Source organism: Streptomyces sp. NPDC057617 (genome assembly GCF_042800555.1).
Taxonomy (GTDB): Bacteria; Actinomycetota; Actinomycetes; order Streptomycetales; family Streptomycetaceae; genus Streptomyces.
Genome location: NZ_JBHVGV010000004.1, coordinates 315,021 through 334,599, shown reverse-complemented (window position 1 = coordinate 334,599; position 19,579 = coordinate 315,021). Strand labels below are relative to the sequence as shown.

The following is a 19,579-nucleotide window of genomic DNA, read 5'->3' as shown; positions in this document are numbered from 1 at the left end:
GGCCGGGGACGACAAGAGCGGCGTCCCCGGCGTGCACTCCGGGGGCGTGCACTCCGGGCGCGTGGATCTCAGCGTTGTTGTACCGGCGTACAACGAAGAGGCCCGTTTGCGCCCCACCCTCGATGCCATTCGCGCGTATCTGACCGCCGACCCGGTCCGCTGGGGTGTGTGGGAGCTGATCGTCGTCGACGACGGTTCCACGGACGGCACGGGCGCGATCGCCGCCGAGGCCGCGGCCGGTGAGCCGCGGATCCAGGTGCTGACCAGCGACGGCAACCACGGCAAGGGACATGCCCTCCGCCAGGGCGTCCTCGCTTCGTACGGTCGTCGTGTCCTTGCCACCGACGCCGATCTCGCCACCCCCATCGAAGAACTGGACCGGCTCGACAAGCAGCTCACGGCGGACGGCGGGGGCGCGGCGATCGGGTCGCGCGCCCACCCCGACGCGAGCATCGAGGTACGGCAGCTCGCCCTGCGCGAATGGCTCGGGCGGGTCGGCAACCGGCTGATACAGCTCGTCGCCGTCGACGGCATCAGCGACACCCAGTGCGGCTTCAAGCTCTTCGACGGCGAGCAGGCGCGGACGGCCTTCGCCGCCTCCCGGTTGGACGGCTGGAGCATCGACGTCGAGATCCTCCGCTTCTTCCGGCGTTCCGGCTGGCCGGTGACGGAGGTCCCGGTCCGCTGGGCGCACCAGCCGGGCTCGAAGGTACGGCCGCTGGACTACGGCAGGGTGCTGCTGGAACTCGTACGGCTCCGGGCCGGGCGCTCGGGCGAACCGGGCAGCACCGGCGCGTACGCCCGTACCGCACCCCGTACGAGCGCCCCCGCCGACGCGGGTGCCCGTACAGCCGCCTCCGCCACCCGCACCCCCCGATCCCCCCGCTCCCGTCGTACCGATCTCGCCGTCGCCGGGCTGTTCCTGCTCGCGTCCCTCTACCTCTACAAGGGGCTGTGGGCCGATCTCGACCACGCCTATCTCGCCGACGCCGGGTCGGACCAGAACCAGTGGGAGTGGTTCTTCCGGGTCACCGCCGACAACGTCGTACATCTGCGGAACCCGCTGTTCACCACGCTCCAGAACGTCCCCGACGGCGTGAACCTGATGGCGAACACCGCCATGCTCGGGCTCTCCGTCCCCCTCACCCCCGTCACGCTCGCGCTCGGCCCGACCGTCACCTGGGCGCTCGTGCTCACCCTCGGGCTGGCGGGCACGGCCTACTCCTGGTACTGGCTGTTCGCGCGCCGGCTCGTGAGCGACCGGCGCGCGGCGGCGCTCGGCGCGGGGCTCGCGGCGTTCGCGCCCCCGATGATGTCGCACGCCAACGCGCACCCCAACTTCCTTGTCCTCTTCATGATCCCGGTGATCATCGACCGGGCGCTCCGGCTCTGCGAAGCCCGCAACGCGCGTGAAGAGGACGAGGCGCGTCGCGTCATGCGGGACGGCCTGCTGCTCGGCCTCTTCGTCACGTACCAGATCTTCCTCGGCGAGGAACCGCTGCTGCTCGCCGCGATGGGCATGCTGCTCTTCGCGCTGGCGTACGCGGTGGTACGGCGTGATGTCGCGCGCGCGGCCCTGCGCCCCCTGCTCACCGGGCTCGGCTACGCCCTACAGGTCTGTCTGCCCCTGCTCGCGTTCCCGCTGTACTGGCAGTTCTTCGGCCCGCAGAGCTACCACAGCGTTCTGCACGGCGACAACGCGGGCAACAGCCCGCTCGCCTTCCTGGAGTTCTCCGGCCGCGCGCTGCTCGGCGACGAGACGACCGCCGACGCGCTCGCGATGAACCGTACCGAGCAGAACGCCTTCTACGGCTGGCCGTTGATCGCCCTCGCCTTCGGGATCGTGGTGTGGCTGTGGCGGCTCGCCGCGGTCAGGGCGCTGGCGTTCACGGCGGTCGCGGCGGCGCTGCTCTCGCTGGGGCCGAAGGTCCGGATCCCTTTCACGGATGTCGTACTGCCGGGCCCCTGGCGGGTCCTCGCCCACCAGCCGCTCTTCGAGTCGGTCATCGAGTCGCGGGTCGCGATGATCTGCGCCCCGGCGCTCGGCGCGCTGCTGGCGCTGGCGACGGCCCGGCTGACGGCACCCGCGTCGCCAAGCCCCGCCTCCCCGCCCCCGGACCTGGACCCCATGTCCGCGAGCCCCGCGTCCGCGTCCGCGGCCGCCGCCGCGCGCTGGCGCAGGCACCGGCTCATCGGGCTCGCCGCGGTGGCCGCCGCGCTGGTCCCGATCCTGCCGACCGCGCTGCCGGTACGCGACCGCCCGGACGTCCCGCCGTTCATCGCCGACGGGATGTACCGCGCGTACGTCACGAAGGGCGAGACCGTCGTACCCGTGCCGCTGCCCGATCCCGGCAGCGCGGAGGCGCTGCACTGGCAGTCCGCGACCGGCCTCGGATTCTCCGTACCCGGCGGCTACTTCAACGGGCCCTGGGGCGAGGAACGCATCGGCATCTACGGCGCCCCCGCCCGCTACACCTCGAACCTCTTCCGCGATGTCCGCTACAGCGGCCAGGCCCCGGTCATCGGCGCCAACTGGCGGGCGCAGGCCCGCTTCGACCTCGCCTTCTGGCGGGCTGGCGTGGTGGTGCTCGCGCCCCAGGCCAATGACGCGGCGCTGTACGAAATGCTGGAGAAGCTGTTCGGACGCCCGGGAAAGCGGATCGGCGGCGTCTGGATCTGGGACCTGCCACCGACCGGGACCACGAGTGCGGCGGCCGGAGCTGTCCGTACGGGATGACGAGCACCGGACACCAGGGCGCCGGGGCGCCCGGCACCGGCCTCCCCGAAGCCACCTGACGGCGCGTCAACCACCTGGTCGCGCACCCGCGCCCCGACGGGGACCCTTCGCTGAACGTGCCCGCCGCATTACGCTGTCCCGACCATCGCGCGCACGCGTACGACCCGTTGGAGAGCGAGCCTCCCTTGGCCTGTGACCTGTGGTTGGTCCCCCTCGTCGATGTGCTGTGCCACAGCCCCGACAATCCCTTCGCCGAAGAGATCGCCGTATACGACAAGGCGCTCGGCGACGCCGGGCTGCCGTCCGTCCCCGTCTTCGCCTATATGCCGGGCCTGTCGGGCGATGTCGCCCCGGTCGCCGGCTTCGACTACGACGCGCTGCACTTCCTGCGCCGCGCCTACCTGCTCCAGCTCTGCGGCCTCGCGGTGACGCCGGTCGGCGAACTGGGCGGGGACTACGAGCAGTTGCTGGAGATGTTCGAGTCGACGGCCCAGCAGTCGCATCTCGTCTGGCACTACGACCACGCGGGCGCGTATGTCCCCGTGGACTACGACGCGCCCCTGTCGAACGACGAACTCCTCGCGGGCGGCGGCCCGTTGGGCTCCACGCAAGGGCTGCTGCGGGAGCTGGAGATCGTCGCCCCGGCGATCGGTATCGACCCGGCCAACCCCCCGGCCGCCCCCGCCCCGCCGGAGCGCCCCACGTCCTTGGAGGAACCGGCGACCTCGATCCCGTACGACGACAGTCCGTTCGCCCGGGAGCGCCATGTCTGGCTGGGGCTGCACGCGGCGGCCACCAGAAGCCTGGGCCAGGGCTCAATGATCATCTTCAGCTGATCCGGGCAGGGCCGGGGCCGGCGGAACCCACACGCCGGCCCCGGCCCCGCCCCCCGCGTCCACCGTCACCGCGCCCTGCGCCCGCCGCCCCCGCCCCGCCGTCACCGCGGCTCCGGGGGCCGTTGCCTCGGCATGTTCGGCCGGGTGCCCGGGGGAAGCGGGAACCGCCCCGGGTGCGGCGGTACGGAGCCCTCGCCCCGCGCCCCGCCCATCGGCATCGACTGCATCACCAGCGGCGCCGGGCCCGCGCGGAACTCGATCATCCAGTCCGCCGTCTCCGCCCGTACCAGCTCCGTTACATCCTCGGTGAACCGCCGCAGCACCGTCAGACACCGTTCCGCCGCCTCGCTCGCCGTGCCCTCCGTCGGCCCGAGGACCTCCCGTACACACTCCGACGCCCAGTCGAACTGGAGCGTCTGCAAGCGGCGCTGCACCCCCTGCGCGGTCGCGACCGCCCGCATCCACCCGGACGTCAGCCCGAAATACCGGTCGCAGGCCAGCGACGCGGCGCCGAGCAGCAGCGAGAGATAGCCCCAGCCCGCCGCGCCCTCCAGCGCCCCGGTCAGATCCAGCAGCGGCAGGGCGGCGCCCGCGGTCCCGCCGAGCGCGGTCGCGGTCCGCAGGACACGGGCGGCGCGCCGTTTCCGCAGCCGGGTGGTCAGATACCAGTCGACGGTGCGCAGCGCCCCGGTCTCGACCCAGCGGTACAGCTCGTCGAGCCGCTCCGCGGGCTCGCCCCAGTCGCCGAGCGGGAAGGGGCCGCCGGTCAGATCGCCGTCCGCCTCGCCGCCGTGCGGTACGGCACCACCTCCGGCACCCCCACCGTCGGCGCTCCCACCGCCCGCGCCACCCCCGGCTCCGGCATCACCGGCTCCGGCACCTGCGTCGGACGAGGTCTCCTCCTCCCGGGCAGGGCCTCCGGGCTGCATCTCCGGCTGGCTCACCTGGGCACTCCTCTGCGGTCTGCTGTGACGGTGCATGGCTGTGCGTGGTCGGGGCGGTCGGCGGATCGACGGGCGGGCGGGCGACACGTCGGGCGGTTTCGTGCATGCATTCCTACCGCCGAATGGTGGGCCGCGTGCCGGAAATCCCGGCATTTACTCCCACGTGTGGGCCTTGAACAGGTGGAGAAGCTGTGAGGCTCTCACTCGAAAGAGTTCGTTCCGGTGGGGTGGAGCGGGCCGCCCGGTGACCACGTAGGCTCGCCTTACGGAGAAAAACGTCGTCGAATGCCAGGAGTGACTGTGATTCCCGGTGGTGGTCAGCCCAATATGCACGAGCTGCTCCAGCAGGCCCAGAAGATGCAGCAGGACCTCGCACGGGCACAGGAGGAGCTGGCGGCGACCGAGGTCGACGGCCAGGCGGGCGGTGGCCTCGTCAAGGCGACCGTCAACGGCTCGGGCGAACTGCGGGGGCTGGTGATCGACCCCAAGGCCGTCGACCCCGAGTCCGCGTCCTCCTTGCAGGAGCTGGGCGAGACGCTCGCGGACCTCGTGATCGCGGCCGTACACGCGGCGAACGAGAACGCGCAGCAGCTTCAGCAGCAGAAGCTGGGCCCGCTGGCGCAGGGCCTCGGAGGTATGCCGGGACTGCCCTTCTAAGGAGCCCCCGTCACCAACTAGCGTACGTACGGGGCGAGTCCCGGCACGCGGCACTCGGATACGTACGTACTCACCACAGCAGGATCACAGCATCAGGAAAGGCAATCCGTTGTACGAAGGCGTGGTTCAGGACCTCATCGACGAACTGGGCAGGCTGCCCGGCGTCGGTCCCAAGAGCGCGCAGCGGATCGCCTTCCACATCCTCCAGTCCGAGCCGACCGATGTCCGCCGCCTCGCCCACGCGCTCCTTGAGGTCAAGGACAAGGTCCGGTTCTGCGCCGTGTGCGGCAATGTCGCGCAGGAGGAGCGCTGCGGGATCTGCCGTGACACGCGCCGCGATCCGGCGGTCATCTGTGTGGTCGAGGAGCCGAAGGACGTCGTCGCGATCGAGCGCACCCGCGAGTTCCGCGGTACGTACCACGTGCTCGGCGGCGCGATCAGCCCCATCGAGGGGGTCGGCCCCGACGATCTGCGGATCCGCGAACTGCTGACCCGTCTCGCCGACGGTGCGGTCACCGAACTGATCCTGGCGACCGACCCCAACCTGGAGGGCGAGGCCACGGCCACGTACCTCGCTCGCATGATCAAGCCCATGGGCCTGAAGGTCACACGCCTGGCCAGTGGTCTGCCCGTGGGGGGCGACCTGGAATATGCCGACGAGGTCACGCTCGGGCGTGCCTTCGAGGGGAGACGACTTCTCGATGTCTGACGCAACGCTGCACGCCGCCCATCAGGATCCGGACGACTTCGCGGTCCAGATCGCCGACCAGATCGAGAGCTTCATCGTGGCCGTCACGGAAGTGGCGAAGGGCGATGAGCCGGACAGCGCCGTACCGTTCCTGCTGCTGGAGTTCTCCCAGCTCATGCTGGCCGGCGGCCGGCTCGGGGCACACGAGGACATCCTCCCCGAGGAACGGTACGAGCCCGATCTCGGCCCGGAACCGGACGTCGACGAGCTGCGCGAGCGCTTCGCCGTGATCCTTGAGCCGATCGATGTGTACTCGGAGGTCTTCGACCCGTACGAGCCGCGCAAGGCGCCCGTGGCGGCCCGTATCTCCGACGACATCGCCGGAGTCGTCACCGACCTGCGCCACGGCATGGCCCACTACCGCGCGGGCCGTACGACCGAGGCACTGTGGTGGTGGCAGTTCTCGTACTTCTCAAGCTGGGGCTCCACCGCCTCCGCCACCCTCCGCGCCCTCCAGTCCCTGGTCGCCCACGTCCGCCTCGACCAGCCCCTCCCGGCCCTCGACGGCCTGGACACGGACCAGGACCTGAGCGAGGACGCGCTCGCGGAGGAGGCTGGCAAAGTAATGGCAGCGGAAATCGCCGCCCCTCTAGGCCTCCCGACTTCCCGCTGACTCACCTGTCCACACAGGCCCCGCTTTCCCCGCCCGCCTCGCCGCACCTCCCGCCCTTTATGAGTTCTGATTGTGGGTGCCAGGGCGGAACTGCACCAGAAGGCTGAGGTGTCGGCCAGGGGCGAGGAGGCCGGCGTCGCTCTGGCGTCTTTGGGGCGGCCTGCTTTCTGGGAGAAGTGCTGTTCGGCGTCTTGAACTGGTTTGCCGGTGGAGGCCGGGGTCTGCGAGTCTGGGACAAACGCATCGGAGGGCGCGCACATGACCAAAGCGGGACTCGACACTCAGCCCAGCGGGACCACGTATGAGCTTGACGACCTCCTTGAAGAAGCTTGGTCGGGGCAGATCCGTGTGCCGCATTTTCAGCGTGATTTCCGATGGGGCTCGCAGGATGTAATCCACCTGTTCGACAGTATTATCCGCGGGTATCCCATCGGAAGTCTTCTGTTGTGGGTCCGCCATTCTCCGGCGGAACTTGTAACTCTCGGCTCGCTCGAAATTTCGGCCGAGGAATCCGACAGAACACTCTGGGTGGTGGACGGCCAGCAGCGCATCACGAGTCTTGCGAATTCACTTCATCCGGAGGGGCATCGTCATGCGCCCTTCAATATTTATTACAATCTGGCCAAAAGTGAATTTATTACTGCGCCAAAAATTCCCGAGCCGCATCTGGTGCCGCTTCATCTGCTCTTCGATCTTGAGGCGCTGCTCGGATGGTTCGCGGGCGCGGGGAAGGGTGCGTCCGACTATTTTGCTGAAGCACGCCGGGTGGCAAAGAGGCTTCGGCAGTACAAAATTCCTGCCTATCTCGTAAAACAGGACGACGAGGCCGTACTTAGGGACATTTTTGACCGTGTGAACAATTTTGGCAAACGTTTGAGTCGGGCCGAAATTTTCTCGGCGCTCTTTCCGGGGTCGTCCGAGAAAACCGACGGACGTCTGTCCATCAACAGAATTGCCCAACGAGTCGCATCCCGGACAGGCTTCGGCACGCTCGATGACGATACTGTCCTGCGATCCATCCTGGCCCGCCGGGGGCCGAGTATCACCCGAGAGTTCCATAACGAATTCGACAGTAGCCACCGTCCGCACGCGGAGTTCCCTGGAGAAGACCAGGAGACCGCGTTCAAGGAGAGTGAAGCCGCTCTCATTCGCACAATTGAATTCTTTCAGAACTCGGCTGGAGTGCCCCACCTCACACTGCTCTCGTACCGGGCCCTTCTGATCGTATTTACGCGCTTCTTCGCTCACTTCCCTGATCCCGACAAGCGGAATATCCAGCTTCTGCGACGCCTTTACTGGCGTGTTTCGGTATCCGGCCCAGCAGTCTTCAAGGGAAGTTTCACACAGATGAGCAAAGCGCTGACCATCAAGATCCAGCCTGGTGACGAAAATGGCTCGATCAAGCGGCTCATGGCTTCTATGAGCGATGCCGCCAAAGCCGTGCCCTCACCGGACAGATTCCGTACCAATGAGGCGACGGGAAAAATTGTACTGTGCTCCTGGTGGGCTCTTCGGCCTCGATCTCCGCTGACCGGTAAGCCGTACGAACTCCAGGATCTCGGGGACTTTCTGGCTGACCAGCCGACCGCCGCTCTTTCTGTGCGCCGAATCTTCCGAAGTGGATTGTCGTCCAGGCAGCAGCTCTTGGCTGCGAACCGGCTCTTCGTCCCCAAGGCGGACGAGCCGCTGGATGATCTTCAGGGCCATCTTTCGCAGCAGCCCATAGAGTTGAGTGAGAGTTCCTGGACGGAGGTAATAGAGTCGCATTGCATGTCGCCAGCCATGGCTGATTGTCTTTCCGCAGGCGACAAGAATGCGTTTCTCTCGATGCGGCAGGAACGTGTCATCCAAGAACTTCACTCATTTCTGGCACGCATGGCCGAGTGGGACTACGAGGATACTCCGGCGCTGAGTTCCCTTGATCTGGACAATGATCTGGACGAGTTGGAGGAACCATCGGATGGCACTGCCTGATAATTACTACGCTGTCCTCCTTCATGGTCGCCGGGTCGGTACTTTGAGCCAAAGGGGTGACTACACTCGGTTTCTGTTCAACGAGAGCTACCTTGAGGACTCCCGGCGGCCTGTTCTCGGGCTTCGTTTCGAAGAATCGCTTGGTCACCCCTATACCGCGGCGTTGCGGCTGCCGAAATGGTTCTCCAATCTCTTGCCCGAGGGACCTCTGCGCACATGGATTGCGGAGGACCGTCATGTATCGACCGAGCGGGAGATGGAACTTCTCGCGCAAGTCGGTCACGACCTGCCGGGCGCCGTGCAGGTTGTTGCCGCAGATGGGCCGGACGAGAACTGGGACTGGCCAGGAACCGGTTCCAGGCCTTCCGAAAACGGAGGGGTGCGCGACGAGTTGGATTCCTCTCCCTGGCGATTTTCACTCGCCGGTGTGGCACTGAAATTTTCCATGCTGGCGAGGGGCGACCGACTCGCGGTTCCCGCTGCCGGTGAGCACGGTGACTGGTTGGTTAAATTCCCTGACTACCGCTTTCCGAATGTTCCGCACAATGAGTTCGCCATGATGTCGCTGGCTCGTGAGGTCGGAATCAACGTACCTGAAGTGCGCCTGCTGCATCGGGACGAAATCCCGGACGTGCCGTCCCGTATGTGGCCCAATGCTGAAGAGTGGGCCTATGCCGTCCGTCGATTTGACCGGGTCCAGGATTACCGACGCAGTTCCGTGCATATCGAGGACTTCGCGCAGGTCCGCGAAAAATATCCACATGAGAAGTACCAGGGAAGCTTCGAGACTGTTGCCGCGATTTCCTATCGTGGGCGCGATGTCTCCGCCCTCCAGGAGTGTGCCCGCCGGTTGGCACTTTTCGTCGTCATTGGCAATGGGGATGCTCATCTGAAGAATTGGTCTCTCATCTACCCGGACGGACGCGTGCCCACTCTCTCGCCGGCGTATGACTTTGTTTCCACTGCTCAGTACCGTGAACCCGGAGACGGTCAGGAGGATCTGGGACTCAAATTTTGTGGGACCCGGCGGTTCGAGAAAATCAGGGTCTCGTCTTTCGCGCTGCTTGAGTCCCGATTGAGCCGCCGTTTCGGACCTACCGGGGCCGGACTGCCCGAAATCGCTGCTCAGACAGTTCAGGGAATTGTTGAGAAGTGGCCCAGTTGCCGTGAAACTCTTGCTGCCGTGAATCCATCACTTGCTAAGGGTGTCACCGAGTGGATCACGGTTCACTCCGCTTCTCTACTCAGTTCTTCTTGACGCAGACCTTCCTGCGAGCCCTTCTGGCGGGCCGGATGCGAGCGCGGCGTGCGTGCGTCTTCCCGGTGTGATGCGGCACACGTTCCCGCGTGCCTTCCGGCAGGCCGGGCATGCATCCTCAGCGAGTGGCCCCGGGCCGGATGGCCGGTGGTGGTTGGTGATCACTGAGTGAGCTGGACGTCTCACGATGTGATATGTCCGAGTCGTCACGCGGCTGCTCGTTAAACTGAGCCGACAGTAGCGACGGACCGAGCGAGGAGCGCACGTGGGCCTTGTCGTGCAGAAGTACGGAGGCTCCTCCGTAGCCGATGCCGAAGGCATCAAGCGGGTCGCCAAGCGCATCGTCGATGCCAAGAAGAACGGCCATCAAGTGGTCGTCGTGGTATCGGCGATGGGCGACACGACGGACGAGTTGATCGATCTCGCAGGGCAGGTGTCCCCGATCCCTGCCGGGCGTGAGTTCGACATGCTGCTGACCGCCGGAGAGCGGATCTCCATGGCCCTGCTGGCGATGGCGATCAAAAACCTGGGCCATGAGGCCCAGTCGTTCACCGGCAGCCAGGCCGGAGTCATCACCGACTCGGTCCACAACAAAGCGCGCATCATCGATGTCACGCCGGGCCGGATCCGTACGGCGCTGGACGAGGGCAATATCGCCATCGTCGCCGGGTTCCAGGGCGTGTCCCAGGACAAGAAGGACATCACCACCCTGGGGCGCGGCGGTTCCGACACCACCGCCGTGGCGCTCGCCGCCGCGCTGGACGCCGGGGTGTGCGAGATCTACACCGATGTGGACGGTGTCTTCACCGCCGACCCCCGGGTCGTCACGAAGGCCCGGAAGATCGAGTGGATCTCCTTCGAGGACATGCTGGAGCTGGCCAGCTCCGGCTCCAAGGTGCTGCTGCACCGGTGCGTCGAGTACGCACGCCGTTACAACATCCCGATCCATGTCCGGTCCTCGTTCTCGGGGCTCCAGGGCACATGGGTCAGCAACGAGCCACAAGGGGACCGCACGGTGGAGCAGGCCATCATCTCCGGTGTCGCCCATGACACCTCCGAGGCGAAGATCACGGTCGTCGGCGTCCCCGACAAGCCCGGCGAGGCGGCGACGATCTTCCGCGCGATCGCGGACAACGAGATCAATATCGACATGGTCGTCCAGAACGTCTCCGCCGCGGCGACCGGTCTGACCGACATCTCCTTCACGCTCCCGAAGACCGAGGGCCGCAAGGCGATCGACGCGCTGGAGAAGACGAAGTCGACGATCGGCTTCGAGTCGCTGCGGTACGACGACCAGATCGCCAAGATCTCGCTCGTCGGCGCCGGCATGAAGACCAACCCGGGCGTCACGGCCGGTTTCTTCGAGGCGCTGTCGGACGCGGGCGTCAACATCGAGCTGATCTCGACCTCCGAGATCCGTATCTCCGTGGTGACCCGCGCGGACGATGTGACGGAGGCCGTCCGGGCCGTGCACACCGCCTTCGGCCTCGACAGCGACTCCGACGAGGCCGTGGTCTACGGAGGCACCGGCCGATGAACCCCCTGCGCGGCGAGCGCCCGTACACACTCCGGCCGAACGGGATCCGGTCGTACGGCGACCCGCCGCGCGGCGGCCGGTCGTACGGGGGCGCCGGCACCCCGGTTCCGCAGGGGAGCGCCGCGCGATGAACGGGCGGCCGGCGCTCGCGGTCGTGGGTGCGACCGGGGCTGTCGGCGCCGTCATGCTCCAGATCCTGTCGCAGCACGCCGACGTCTGGGGCGACATCCGGCTGATCGCCTCGCCGCGCTCGGAGGGCCGTGAACTCTTCGTACGCGGCGAGGCGACCAAGGTCGTCGGGCTCTCCGAGGAGGCGCTCGACGGCGTCGACGTCGCGCTGTTCCTCGTACCGGACGAGGTGTCCGCCCGCTGGGCACCCGTCGCCGCGGCCAAGGGCGCGGTCGTCGTGGACAGTTCGGCCGCCTTCCGGCTCGACCCCGATGTGCCGCTGGTCGTACCGGAGCTGAACCCCCACGCCGTACGGTTCCGCCCCCGCGGCATCGTCGCGAGCCCCGCCTGTACGACGCTGTCGATGATCGTCGCGGTGGGCGCGCTGCACGCCGAGTTCGGGGTCCGCGAGCTGGTGGTCTCCTCGTACCAGGCGGTCAGCGCCTTCGGCCAGGACGGCATCAGCGCCCTGCGCGACCAGCTCTCCCTCGTCGCCGGTACGGAACTGGGCACGCACCCCGGCGATGTGCGCCGCGCCGTGGGCGACACCACAGGACCCTTCCCCGCGCCGCTCGCGCTCAATGTCGTCCCCTGGTCCGGCGCGCCCGAGGCGGGCGGCTGGTCCTCCGACGAACTGGCGATACGCGACGAGACCAGGAAGATCCTGGACCTGCCGGATCTGCGGGTGACCGCGACCTGTGTCCATGTCCCGGTGATCACCGCGCACTCCCTCGCCGTGCACGCCCGCTTCGAGCAGGAGATCACGGTCGGCCGGGCGCACGAGATCCTGGCGACCTCGCCGGGCGTGGTGCTGTTCGACAACCCGGGCGCCGGCGACTTCCCGACCCCGGCTGATGTGGTGGGGACCGACCCGACCTGGGTGGGGCGCGTACGGAGGTCGCTGGACGACCCCAGGGCGCTGGAACTCTTCGTCTGCGGCGACAACCTGCGCAAGGGCGCCGCCCTGAACACGGCTCAGATCGCCGAAGGCATCGCGCGGGAGCTGCCGCGCCCGTGACCCGCGCCGTACGGCCCCCGGCGTGACCCACCGCCTTAACCGGCCGTAACCTCAGGTGTGGCTCAAAAGTCGACGAAAACCAGAAGCCGTTGAACCCTAAAACTTTGTAGGATCTGTGAACGTCCTGTGGTCAAGTGCCTGGTCAGATGGATCTGCCAGGGCCGCTTGAGCGGGGACGCTGTCTTGTCCGACGATGCCCGTCCGGTTTTTTGCGTGTGCGCCGCAACCGCCGACCGGCCGGGAAGCGTCTCTGCGGTCGCCCCTTCGCGGTGCTGCGAGAAATTGGGGCATAGGGGGAGATCGGGTACGCATGACGGCATTTGGTACAGCGTCAAATGGGGTGACGTGCGCGTACAACCCTGACGGGGGGAAGCGTGTCCAACAGGCGTGGCAGAGGTTCTCGACATCACGGCGATCGCCCCGGTTCGCGGCGCGGCAGTACGGCCGCTCCGGCGGCCCCGCGCGCCCGGCGGTATGCCGGTGATCGCCCCCATGCCCGCCGCGCGCCCGGCCGGACTGCCGTCCCAGCGCGAGGACGCTGACGGCACGATGGCAGCCGGTACCACCGTCGATCACCTCACCGAGACCTATCGCGCCCACTACCGGTCGCTGCTCGGACTCGCCGCCCTGCTGCTGGACGACACCGCATCCTGCGAGGATGTCGTCCAGGAGGCCTTCATCCGGGTGCACTCGGCGCGCAATCGCGTACGGGAGCCGGAGAAGACGCTGGCGTATCTGCGCCAGACCGTGGTGAATCTCTCGCGGTCCGCGCTGCGCCGGCGCATCCTCGGTCTGAAGCTGCTCTCCAAGCCGATGCCGGACATGGCGAGCGCGGAGGAGGGGGCGTACGAACAGCTTGAGCGGGACGCGCTGATCAAGGCGATGCGCGGGTTGCAGCGGCGGCAGCGCGAGGTGCTGGTTCTGCGGTACTTCGCGGACATGACCGAGGCGCAGGTCGCCGAGACCCTGGGCATATCCCTGGGCTCGGTGAAGGCGTACGGCTCGCGCGGGATCAAGGCGCTGCGCGTCGCCATGGAGGCCACGGCATGAGTGGGCGGAAGGACCGGCGCGGCTTCGGCCATGAGCATGACTCGACCGGGCCGGACGCGCCGTTGAACGACCTGACTGGAAACGGAATTGTGAACAACGGGCCGGATAACGAGCTGAGCGGCCTCGGTCATACGGGTGCCGGCAGCAGTGGTGAAAGCGGCGACGGCCGCGGGAACGGCAGCGGTCGCGGTCGCGAAGACGGCGGCGGTGCTACGAGTGGTGTTGGCGGTGTCGAGGCTGGCGGCGGTGCGGACGACGGCCGTGAGGCCGCTGGTACGGGTACGGGCACGGGGGGTACGGGCAGCCGCGAGCCGGGCGGTGACGCCGGCGGAGACGCCGGTGACCTGACGGGCGAGCGGAGTGCCGGCCTCGGCGGGGACCGGACCGGTGACCCGAGCGATGGTCTCAGCGGCGGCCCGAGCGATGGCCTCGGTGGGGAACGGAACAGCGACCGGAGCAGTGTCCGGAGCGGCGGCCTCAGCGGCCTCAGCGGTCTCGGTGGTTTGAACCGCCTCGGCGGCCTCGACGGCGTCGAGGGTTCCGACGGCCTCGCGGGTGCCGAGGGTTCCGGCGCGTCCGGGGGTTCCGAAGCGGACGAACTGGCCCTGCGCCGCCTGCTCCACACCGCCGTCGACGACCTGCGGCCCTCCGAAGGCGCCCTCGATCATCTGCGCAAGGCCGTACCGGCCCGGCGGGCCAGGAAGCGTCAGGCCGTCGTCGGCATGGCCGCCGCGGCGCTGCTGTTCGGCACGGCGGTCCCGGCCTTCGTCCATGTCGCGAACTCCGCCGGCACCGCCGACGAGCACTCCATCAACGCCGGCCACGGCGAACAGGCCCAGGGCGGTACGAACGCGAGCAAGGACTCCGGCGGCGGCTGGAAGGACTCCGACCAGCCCTCCGACAAGGTGTCCCCCGCCAAGGAGGCTCCCGACAAGGTCGACAAGCCCCAGAACCCCGCCTCGGGCGGTACGAACGAGGGCGGCTCCGGCGATAAGGCCAACCCCGGCGACACCCACTCCTCGTCCTCGCCCGCCTGCTCCGCCGACCAGCTCGGGGTCACCACCGCCGAAGCCGGCGCGCCCGACGCCGGGGGCACGGTGTACGGCACGTTCCGCGTCACCAATGTCTCCGGCAGCGACTGCGCGGTCACCGGCCGCGGCACCGTCGCCTTCCAGACCGGGGGCGCGGCTGACGCGAGCAAGATCACCGTGGTCGCGCACACCGCGGGCGACGCGGCGAGCGGGCTGCCCGACCCGTCCCAGGAGACATCGACGATGCTGCTGGCGCCGAACAGCGCCTACGAGGTGAAGTTCGCCTGGGTTCCGGCCGAGACCTGTCCCGCCACCGGCGCCTCTCCCGACCCCTCACCCTCGGGCGGCGACACCTCGGCGGGCGCGGGCACGACCGGTGGCACCGGCGGCGGCACCGGCACGGACGCGGGAACCGGCACGGGTACGAACACCGAGTCCCAGCTCCTCTCCGAAGGCGGCACCATGGACGGCAGCGTCTCCGTCCTGCACACCCCCGAACCCGGCGCCCCGGTCGCCCAGACCACCATCCCGAACGCCTGCGCGGGCACGATCTACCGTACGGGCGTCCTCGACGCGCAGTAGCCGCGCGGCAGTCGGGCGCGCGGCGACCGGGCGGGGGCCGGGCCGCCCCGGGCCCCGGCAGCGCTCGCGACGGCATCTCTGGTGACGGCAGCGCTCGCGACGGCACCCCACGCAATGGCGGTCCTCGCGACGGCGGTCTTCGTTACGCCGCGGTCTCCAGACCCAGCGCCCGGTCCTTGACCGCCTCCGCGTCGCGCCGGAACAGCCGGAACCACATGAACAGCACAAAGCCCGCGAAGACGAACCACTCACCGGTGTAACCGAGGTTCTGGAACGCCTTGAGATCCAGCCCCGTGTTCTGCGGCGCGGTCGCGGGCACCGGCAGCAGCCCGTCCGACGCCCGGCTGACGGTGATCCACGCGTCGTACACCTCGTACGGCACGACATTGACCAGCGAGGCCGCGCTGATCATGGCGAGCTGCCCCGGCGGCAGCCCCCCGCCCGCCCGTACTCCGTCGGACCCGGTGGACTCGGAGGCCTGGAGCGCCCCGGTCACCCGGACCTCGCCGCCCGGCGGCGCGGGCGCCTTCCCGCCCTCGGCCAGCCACCCGCGTACCACGGGCAGTGCCTCGCCGTCGTCCGTACGCAGCATGGTCAGGACGTACGAGCCGTTCCTGCCGTCCAGCTCCCGGTCCGGCACCAGGAACTGCTCCCCGTACCGCCCGGTCGCCGTGGCCAGCCGGCCGGAGGTCTCCTGATCGACGGGCAGCAGCGTCCGCAGCGCCACCGCTTCCTGCTTCCCGGGGTCCGGCCGCTCCTGGGCGGCCTCGTGGGTGGCGACGCGGTCCTCGAACCGGCCGAGCTGCCAGGTCCCCATGAAGATGCAGAAGGGGATCGCCAGCATGACGAACGCATTGATTCCCCACCAGCGCGGAGTCACCAGAAACCGGTACACCCCTCCACGGTACGGACCCCTGCGGCGGCGCATGCCCCCGGGTCCGGGCTGCCGGGCCCGGGGGCATGGAGTCCCGACCGTCCGGGCCCCGGCGCCTGGTCCGGGTTCCGGAGCCCGACCGCCCGGGCCCCGGCCCCGACGCCCCCTACTTCAGATGTCTCGTCGCGAAGTCCAGCTCCAGTCTGACCTGCTTGATCCTCTCCTCCACCACCAGCGAGCCATGCCCCGCGTCATACCGGTACACCTCGTGCACCGCGCCGCGGGCCGCCAGGCGGTCCACATAGTTCTCCACCTGGCGGATCGGGCAGCGCGGGTCGTTCACGCCCGCCGAGATATAGACCGGCGCGCGCACCGCGTCGACATAGGTCAGCGGCGACGACGCCGTCCAGCGGTCCGGGACCTCCTCCGGGGTGCCGCCCAGGAGCGTGCGGTCCATCGCCTTGAGCGCCTCCATCTCGTCGTGGTACGCCGTCACATAGTCGGCGACCGGCACCGCGGCCAGCCCCACCGCCCAGGCGTCCGGCTGGGTGCCGAGCCCCAGCAGGGTCAGATACCCGCCCCACGAGCCGCCCGCCAGGACGAGCTTCTCGGGATCGGCCAGGCCGGATTCCACCGCCCACTCCCGGACCGCCGCGATGTCCTCCAGCTCGATCAGCCCGATCCGGTGCTTGAGCGCGTCCGTCCACTCCCGCCCGTATCCCGTGGATCCGCGGTAGTTGACCCGTACGACCGCGAAGCCGTGGTCGACCCAGGCGGCCGGCCCCGCGGCGAACGCGTCGCTGTCGTGCCAGGTCGGACCGCCGTGGATCTCGAAGACCGTCGCGAACGGACCGTCGCCCGCGGGCCGCTGCACCAGCGCGTGGATCCTGCCGCCGGGCCCCTCGACCCATGCGTCCTCCACCGGCACCGACGCGGGCGCCGCCATCCCCGGCGGGTCCAGCACGACCCCGCCCGCCGTGGACCGTACCCGCGGGGGCAGGGCCGCGGACGACCAGAGATACTCCACGCTCCGGTCCGGTCGGGCCGTCGCCCCCGACACCGTCCCCGGCGGGGTCTCCACCTGGATCAGCGCGCTCTTCGCGAAGTCGTACCGCCACAGCTCGCTGCGGCCCTCGAAGCTGTGCACGATCAGCAGCTCCGAGCCGTCCGGATACCACTCGGCGCTGATGTCCCCGGGCAGCTCGATCGCCAGATCGGTCTCCTCGCCGGTCAGCGGATCCCAGACGATCGGCTCCCAACGGCCCCTGCGCTGATGGCCGACGAGCAGCCGGCTGTCCCCGGCCACCGGCGCGAAGCCCAGCACTTCGAGCCCCAGCTCGCGCGTACCCCCCTCGGTGTCGTCCAGATCCGCCACCACCGAGCCGTCCAGCCGCAGCACCCGCAGCGCCGAGTGCATCGCGTCCCCGTGCTCGGTGTGCTCGATCGCCAGCAGCGTCCCGTCGTACGACAGATCCCCCACCCCGGCCGACTCCCGGTGCCGGTAGATCTCAACGGGCTCCTCCCCGGGCCGTACGACATGGAGCGTCGAGCCGTCCTCGTCGGTCGACCGCCCGACGACCGCCGTGCCGTCCCGGCCCAGCGCGAGCCCGGCCGGATAGGAAGGACCGAGCCCCGGCGCGGCCGGCTCGTCGAGCGTGGCGCCCACGGCGCTCTCCGGCTCCGCACCCCCCGCTCCGTCCTGGCCGCCCCCGCCGACGGCCGCACCCTCCTGCCGGGGGATGAACGGCTGGCGCATCCAGACCCCGAACTCGTCCCCGTCCGTGTCCGAGAACCACCAGATCCACTCACCGTCGAGCGACAGCACCCCGTCCGTCGTCCCGTTCGGCCGGTCCGTCACCTGACGCTGCGCACCGGTCGCGCGATCCCACGCGTACAGCTCATACGTCCCCGTCGCATTGGACACGAACAGCGCTCGGTCCGGCGCGTCCTCCGCCCAGTCGGGCAGCGAAACCCGCGGCGCCCGGAAGCGCTTCTCCCACTCCGGCATCGAACCGGCGATCTGATTCATGCCCCCATTCTGCGCCGGATCCCTGACATCCTGTCGGCGTCCCCCTCAGCCTGTGGACAACTCCCAGCCTGTGGACAACTCCGGCGCGGCTCGCCCCTTGACGTCCCATTAACGCGCTGCTGACGCATTCATGACGCCGAAGTGTGGGGCGGTGCCCGCCGGGTAGAGGAGAAATGGGACCTTATGTATACGATTTTTACATTGTATGGGTAGTCATTTCAAGTAAGTGTGATGTGATGATCCATTACGTTACTTCCCCATATGGGACAGGAAAGACGATGGCCGCTCCACCCAGGCTCTGTGCTGATCGGTCGTGCCTGTACGACGAACTCCTCGCCGTCCACACGATCCTGCGCCGGGGCACCGCCCTCGTGTCCGAATCCTTCGGGCGTCTCGCCGGCGGTGAGCCCGTCGACGTCAAGGTGCTCGTCAACACCGCTCGCTGGCTGATCGCGTCCATCCGCCGGCATCACGCGAGCGAGGACGTACTCTTCTGGCCGGCCCTGCGTGATCTCGTTCCGCTGGAGGCACTGCGGATCGACGAACTGGCCGTCGCGCATGAGGCGCTCGACGCCGAACTGCAGACGCTCGCCAGGACGGTCGACACGCTCGCCGCCCAGCATGTGACGGGCGAGCCGGACGCGGCCCTGGTGGTCGTGGGTCAGGCGGCGCTCTCGGGACTGCCGTCGGCGCAGCGGGTCCAGGCCGTGCTGAACAGGCACTTCGACCAAGAGGAAGCGGTTCTGCAGGGGCTGATCCCGCAGGTGCCGGAAGCCGAGCTGACGCGATTGCGCAAGGCGATCATCGGCGGAGCGCCGCACACGGGTCCGCACCTGGTGTTCGGGCTGATGGAGGATCCCCAGGCGGTCCCCGGTTACGCGCCTCTGGTGAGCAACTTCCCCGCGCCGATGCGCTGGATCCGCCCGGTCCTGATGACGCGCTACCGCTCCTCCAAGAGGGCACTCGGAGTCCCCGCGTAGTTCCGCGCAGTTCATGGTGGGCTTGTTGAGTGTGGGCTTGTTGGCCGGTCATACGGTACGGGATACTTCTACAGCCCTGTAGATATCGATGCGTCCGCATCGGTCCCGTACCGGCCACACACCGGTCCCGTCCGTCCCGGGAGAGAGCAGATCCGATGTTCGGCTTGAGCGAACTTGCCCTGATCCTCATTGTCGTTGTGGTGCTCCTCGGCGCCAAGAAGCTTCCTGAGCTGGCCCGTTCGGCCGGAAAGGCCGCGCGGATCCTCAAGAGCGAGACGAAGGCGCTGAAGAAGGAGAAGGAGGGCGAGGGAGCGGGGGCGGCCGCGGGGCCGGGTACGGAGACGGGGCCGGGGACCACCGCGTCCGGCGGCCGTGTCGTGACCGGCACGATCGTCGAGCGGAACGATCCGCCTGCGCGGCCGTGAGCCCGTGGGGTGACTGGCCCCCCGCGCCTAGACTGAGCCGTCGGGTTCTGGTTCGGGCGGGTTCGGGTCGAAGGACCCTGCGGGACGGGAGAGCGATCGTGGCGGCAGACGTCGGCGG

General features: G+C 68.7%; 16 protein-coding genes. 13 read left to right on the top strand and 3 right to left on the bottom strand.

Annotated features, from left to right (window positions below; all coding sequences use genetic code 11):
• The first annotated feature begins 31 nt into the window (after positions 1-31).
• A complete protein-coding gene (locus ACFU9P_RS13075) occupies positions 32-2,737 on the top strand; it encodes a dolichyl-phosphate beta-glucosyltransferase (RefSeq protein ID WP_384080051.1) in 2,706 nt (901 codons plus the stop codon).
• A gap of 185 nt (positions 2,738-2,922) precedes the next feature.
• Entirely contained in the window at positions 2,923-3,573 is a 651-nt protein-coding gene (locus ACFU9P_RS13070) for a hypothetical protein (RefSeq protein WP_217311093.1), read from the top strand.
• Between the two features lie 101 nt (positions 3,574-3,674).
• On the opposite strand, the gene ACFU9P_RS13065 is transcribed toward ACFU9P_RS13070, so the two are convergent.
• Positions 3,675-4,517, bottom strand: coding sequence for an SLATT domain-containing protein (locus ACFU9P_RS13065; protein ID WP_376373591.1), 843 nt, complete (start codon positions 4,515-4,517; stop codon positions 3,675-3,677).
• A gap of 300 nt (positions 4,518-4,817) precedes the next feature.
• Between ACFU9P_RS13065 and ACFU9P_RS13060 the strand changes: the two genes are divergently transcribed.
• The 9 genes from ACFU9P_RS13060 to ACFU9P_RS13020 all read left to right on the top strand — a co-directional run bounded on the left by ACFU9P_RS13060 (position 4,818) and on the right by ACFU9P_RS13020 (position 15,153).
• Positions 4,818-5,174, top strand: a complete 357-nt coding sequence (locus tag ACFU9P_RS13060) for a YbaB/EbfC family nucleoid-associated protein (protein ID WP_217311092.1) — start codon at positions 4,818-4,820, stop codon at positions 5,172-5,174.
• Between the two features lie 109 nt (positions 5,175-5,283).
• Positions 5,284-5,883 (top strand): recombination mediator RecR, encoded by a 600-nt coding sequence (recR, locus tag ACFU9P_RS13055; RefSeq protein WP_376373588.1) that lies wholly within the window; start codon positions 5,284-5,286, stop codon positions 5,881-5,883.
• Positions 5,876-6,535 (top strand): DUF5063 domain-containing protein, encoded by a 660-nt coding sequence (locus tag ACFU9P_RS13050; protein ID WP_376373585.1) that lies wholly within the window; start codon positions 5,876-5,878, stop codon positions 6,533-6,535. Before recR ends, ACFU9P_RS13050 begins: the two co-directional genes overlap by 8 nt.
• 258 nt (positions 6,536-6,793) lie before the next feature.
• Positions 6,794-8,509 carry a DUF262 domain-containing protein gene (locus tag ACFU9P_RS13045; RefSeq protein WP_384079603.1) on the top strand — a complete coding sequence of 572 codons (1,716 nt, stop codon included), beginning with the start codon at positions 6,794-6,796 and terminating at the stop codon, positions 8,507-8,509.
• A complete protein-coding gene (locus ACFU9P_RS13040; protein WP_384079600.1) occupies positions 8,496-9,767 on the top strand; it encodes a type II toxin-antitoxin system HipA family toxin in 1,272 nt (423 codons plus the stop codon). Before ACFU9P_RS13045 ends, ACFU9P_RS13040 begins: the two co-directional genes overlap by 14 nt.
• A 265-nt stretch (positions 9,768-10,032) precedes the next feature.
• Positions 10,033-11,304: an aspartate kinase gene (locus ACFU9P_RS13035; protein ID WP_376373582.1), complete on the top strand. Its 1,272-nt coding sequence runs from the start codon at positions 10,033-10,035 to the stop codon at positions 11,302-11,304.
• Between the two features lie 127 nt (positions 11,305-11,431).
• Positions 11,432-12,490 (top strand): aspartate-semialdehyde dehydrogenase, encoded by a 1,059-nt coding sequence (locus tag ACFU9P_RS13030; RefSeq protein WP_384079596.1) that lies wholly within the window; start codon positions 11,432-11,434, stop codon positions 12,488-12,490.
• 387 nt (positions 12,491-12,877) lie between these two features.
• Positions 12,878-13,540 carry a SigE family RNA polymerase sigma factor gene (locus tag ACFU9P_RS13025; RefSeq protein ID WP_376373576.1) on the top strand — a complete coding sequence of 221 codons (663 nt, stop codon included), beginning with the start codon at positions 12,878-12,880 and terminating at the stop codon, positions 13,538-13,540.
• Positions 13,537-15,153, top strand: coding sequence for a hypothetical protein (locus ACFU9P_RS13020; protein ID WP_384079593.1), 1,617 nt, complete (start codon positions 13,537-13,539; stop codon positions 15,151-15,153). The genes ACFU9P_RS13025 and ACFU9P_RS13020 overlap by 4 nt, the downstream gene beginning before the upstream one ends.
• 142 nt (positions 15,154-15,295) lie before the next feature.
• Here ACFU9P_RS13020 and ACFU9P_RS13015 read toward each other — a convergent pair whose 3' ends face one another.
• Both ACFU9P_RS13015 and ACFU9P_RS13010 read right to left on the bottom strand, forming a co-directional pair.
• Positions 15,296-16,048 carry an SURF1 family protein gene (locus ACFU9P_RS13015; RefSeq protein ID WP_384079589.1) on the bottom strand — a complete coding sequence of 251 codons (753 nt, stop codon included), beginning with the start codon at positions 16,046-16,048 and terminating at the stop codon, positions 15,296-15,298.
• Positions 16,049-16,193: 145 nt separating this feature from the next.
• A complete protein-coding gene (locus ACFU9P_RS13010) occupies positions 16,194-18,035 on the bottom strand; it encodes a prolyl oligopeptidase family serine peptidase (RefSeq protein ID WP_384080046.1) in 1,842 nt (613 codons plus the stop codon).
• Positions 18,036-18,334: 299 nt separating this feature from the next.
• Here ACFU9P_RS13010 and ACFU9P_RS13005 point away from each other — a divergent pair, with 299 nt between their 5' ends.
• Together ACFU9P_RS13005 and ACFU9P_RS13000 are read left to right on the top strand one after the other, a co-directional pair.
• Positions 18,335-19,036, top strand: a complete 702-nt coding sequence (locus ACFU9P_RS13005; protein ID WP_376373566.1) for a hemerythrin domain-containing protein — start codon at positions 18,335-18,337, stop codon at positions 19,034-19,036.
• A gap of 155 nt (positions 19,037-19,191) precedes the next feature.
• Entirely contained in the window at positions 19,192-19,461 is a 270-nt protein-coding gene (locus tag ACFU9P_RS13000; protein ID WP_384079586.1) for a twin-arginine translocase TatA/TatE family subunit, read from the top strand.
• The last annotated feature ends 118 nt before the right edge of the window (positions 19,462-19,579 follow it).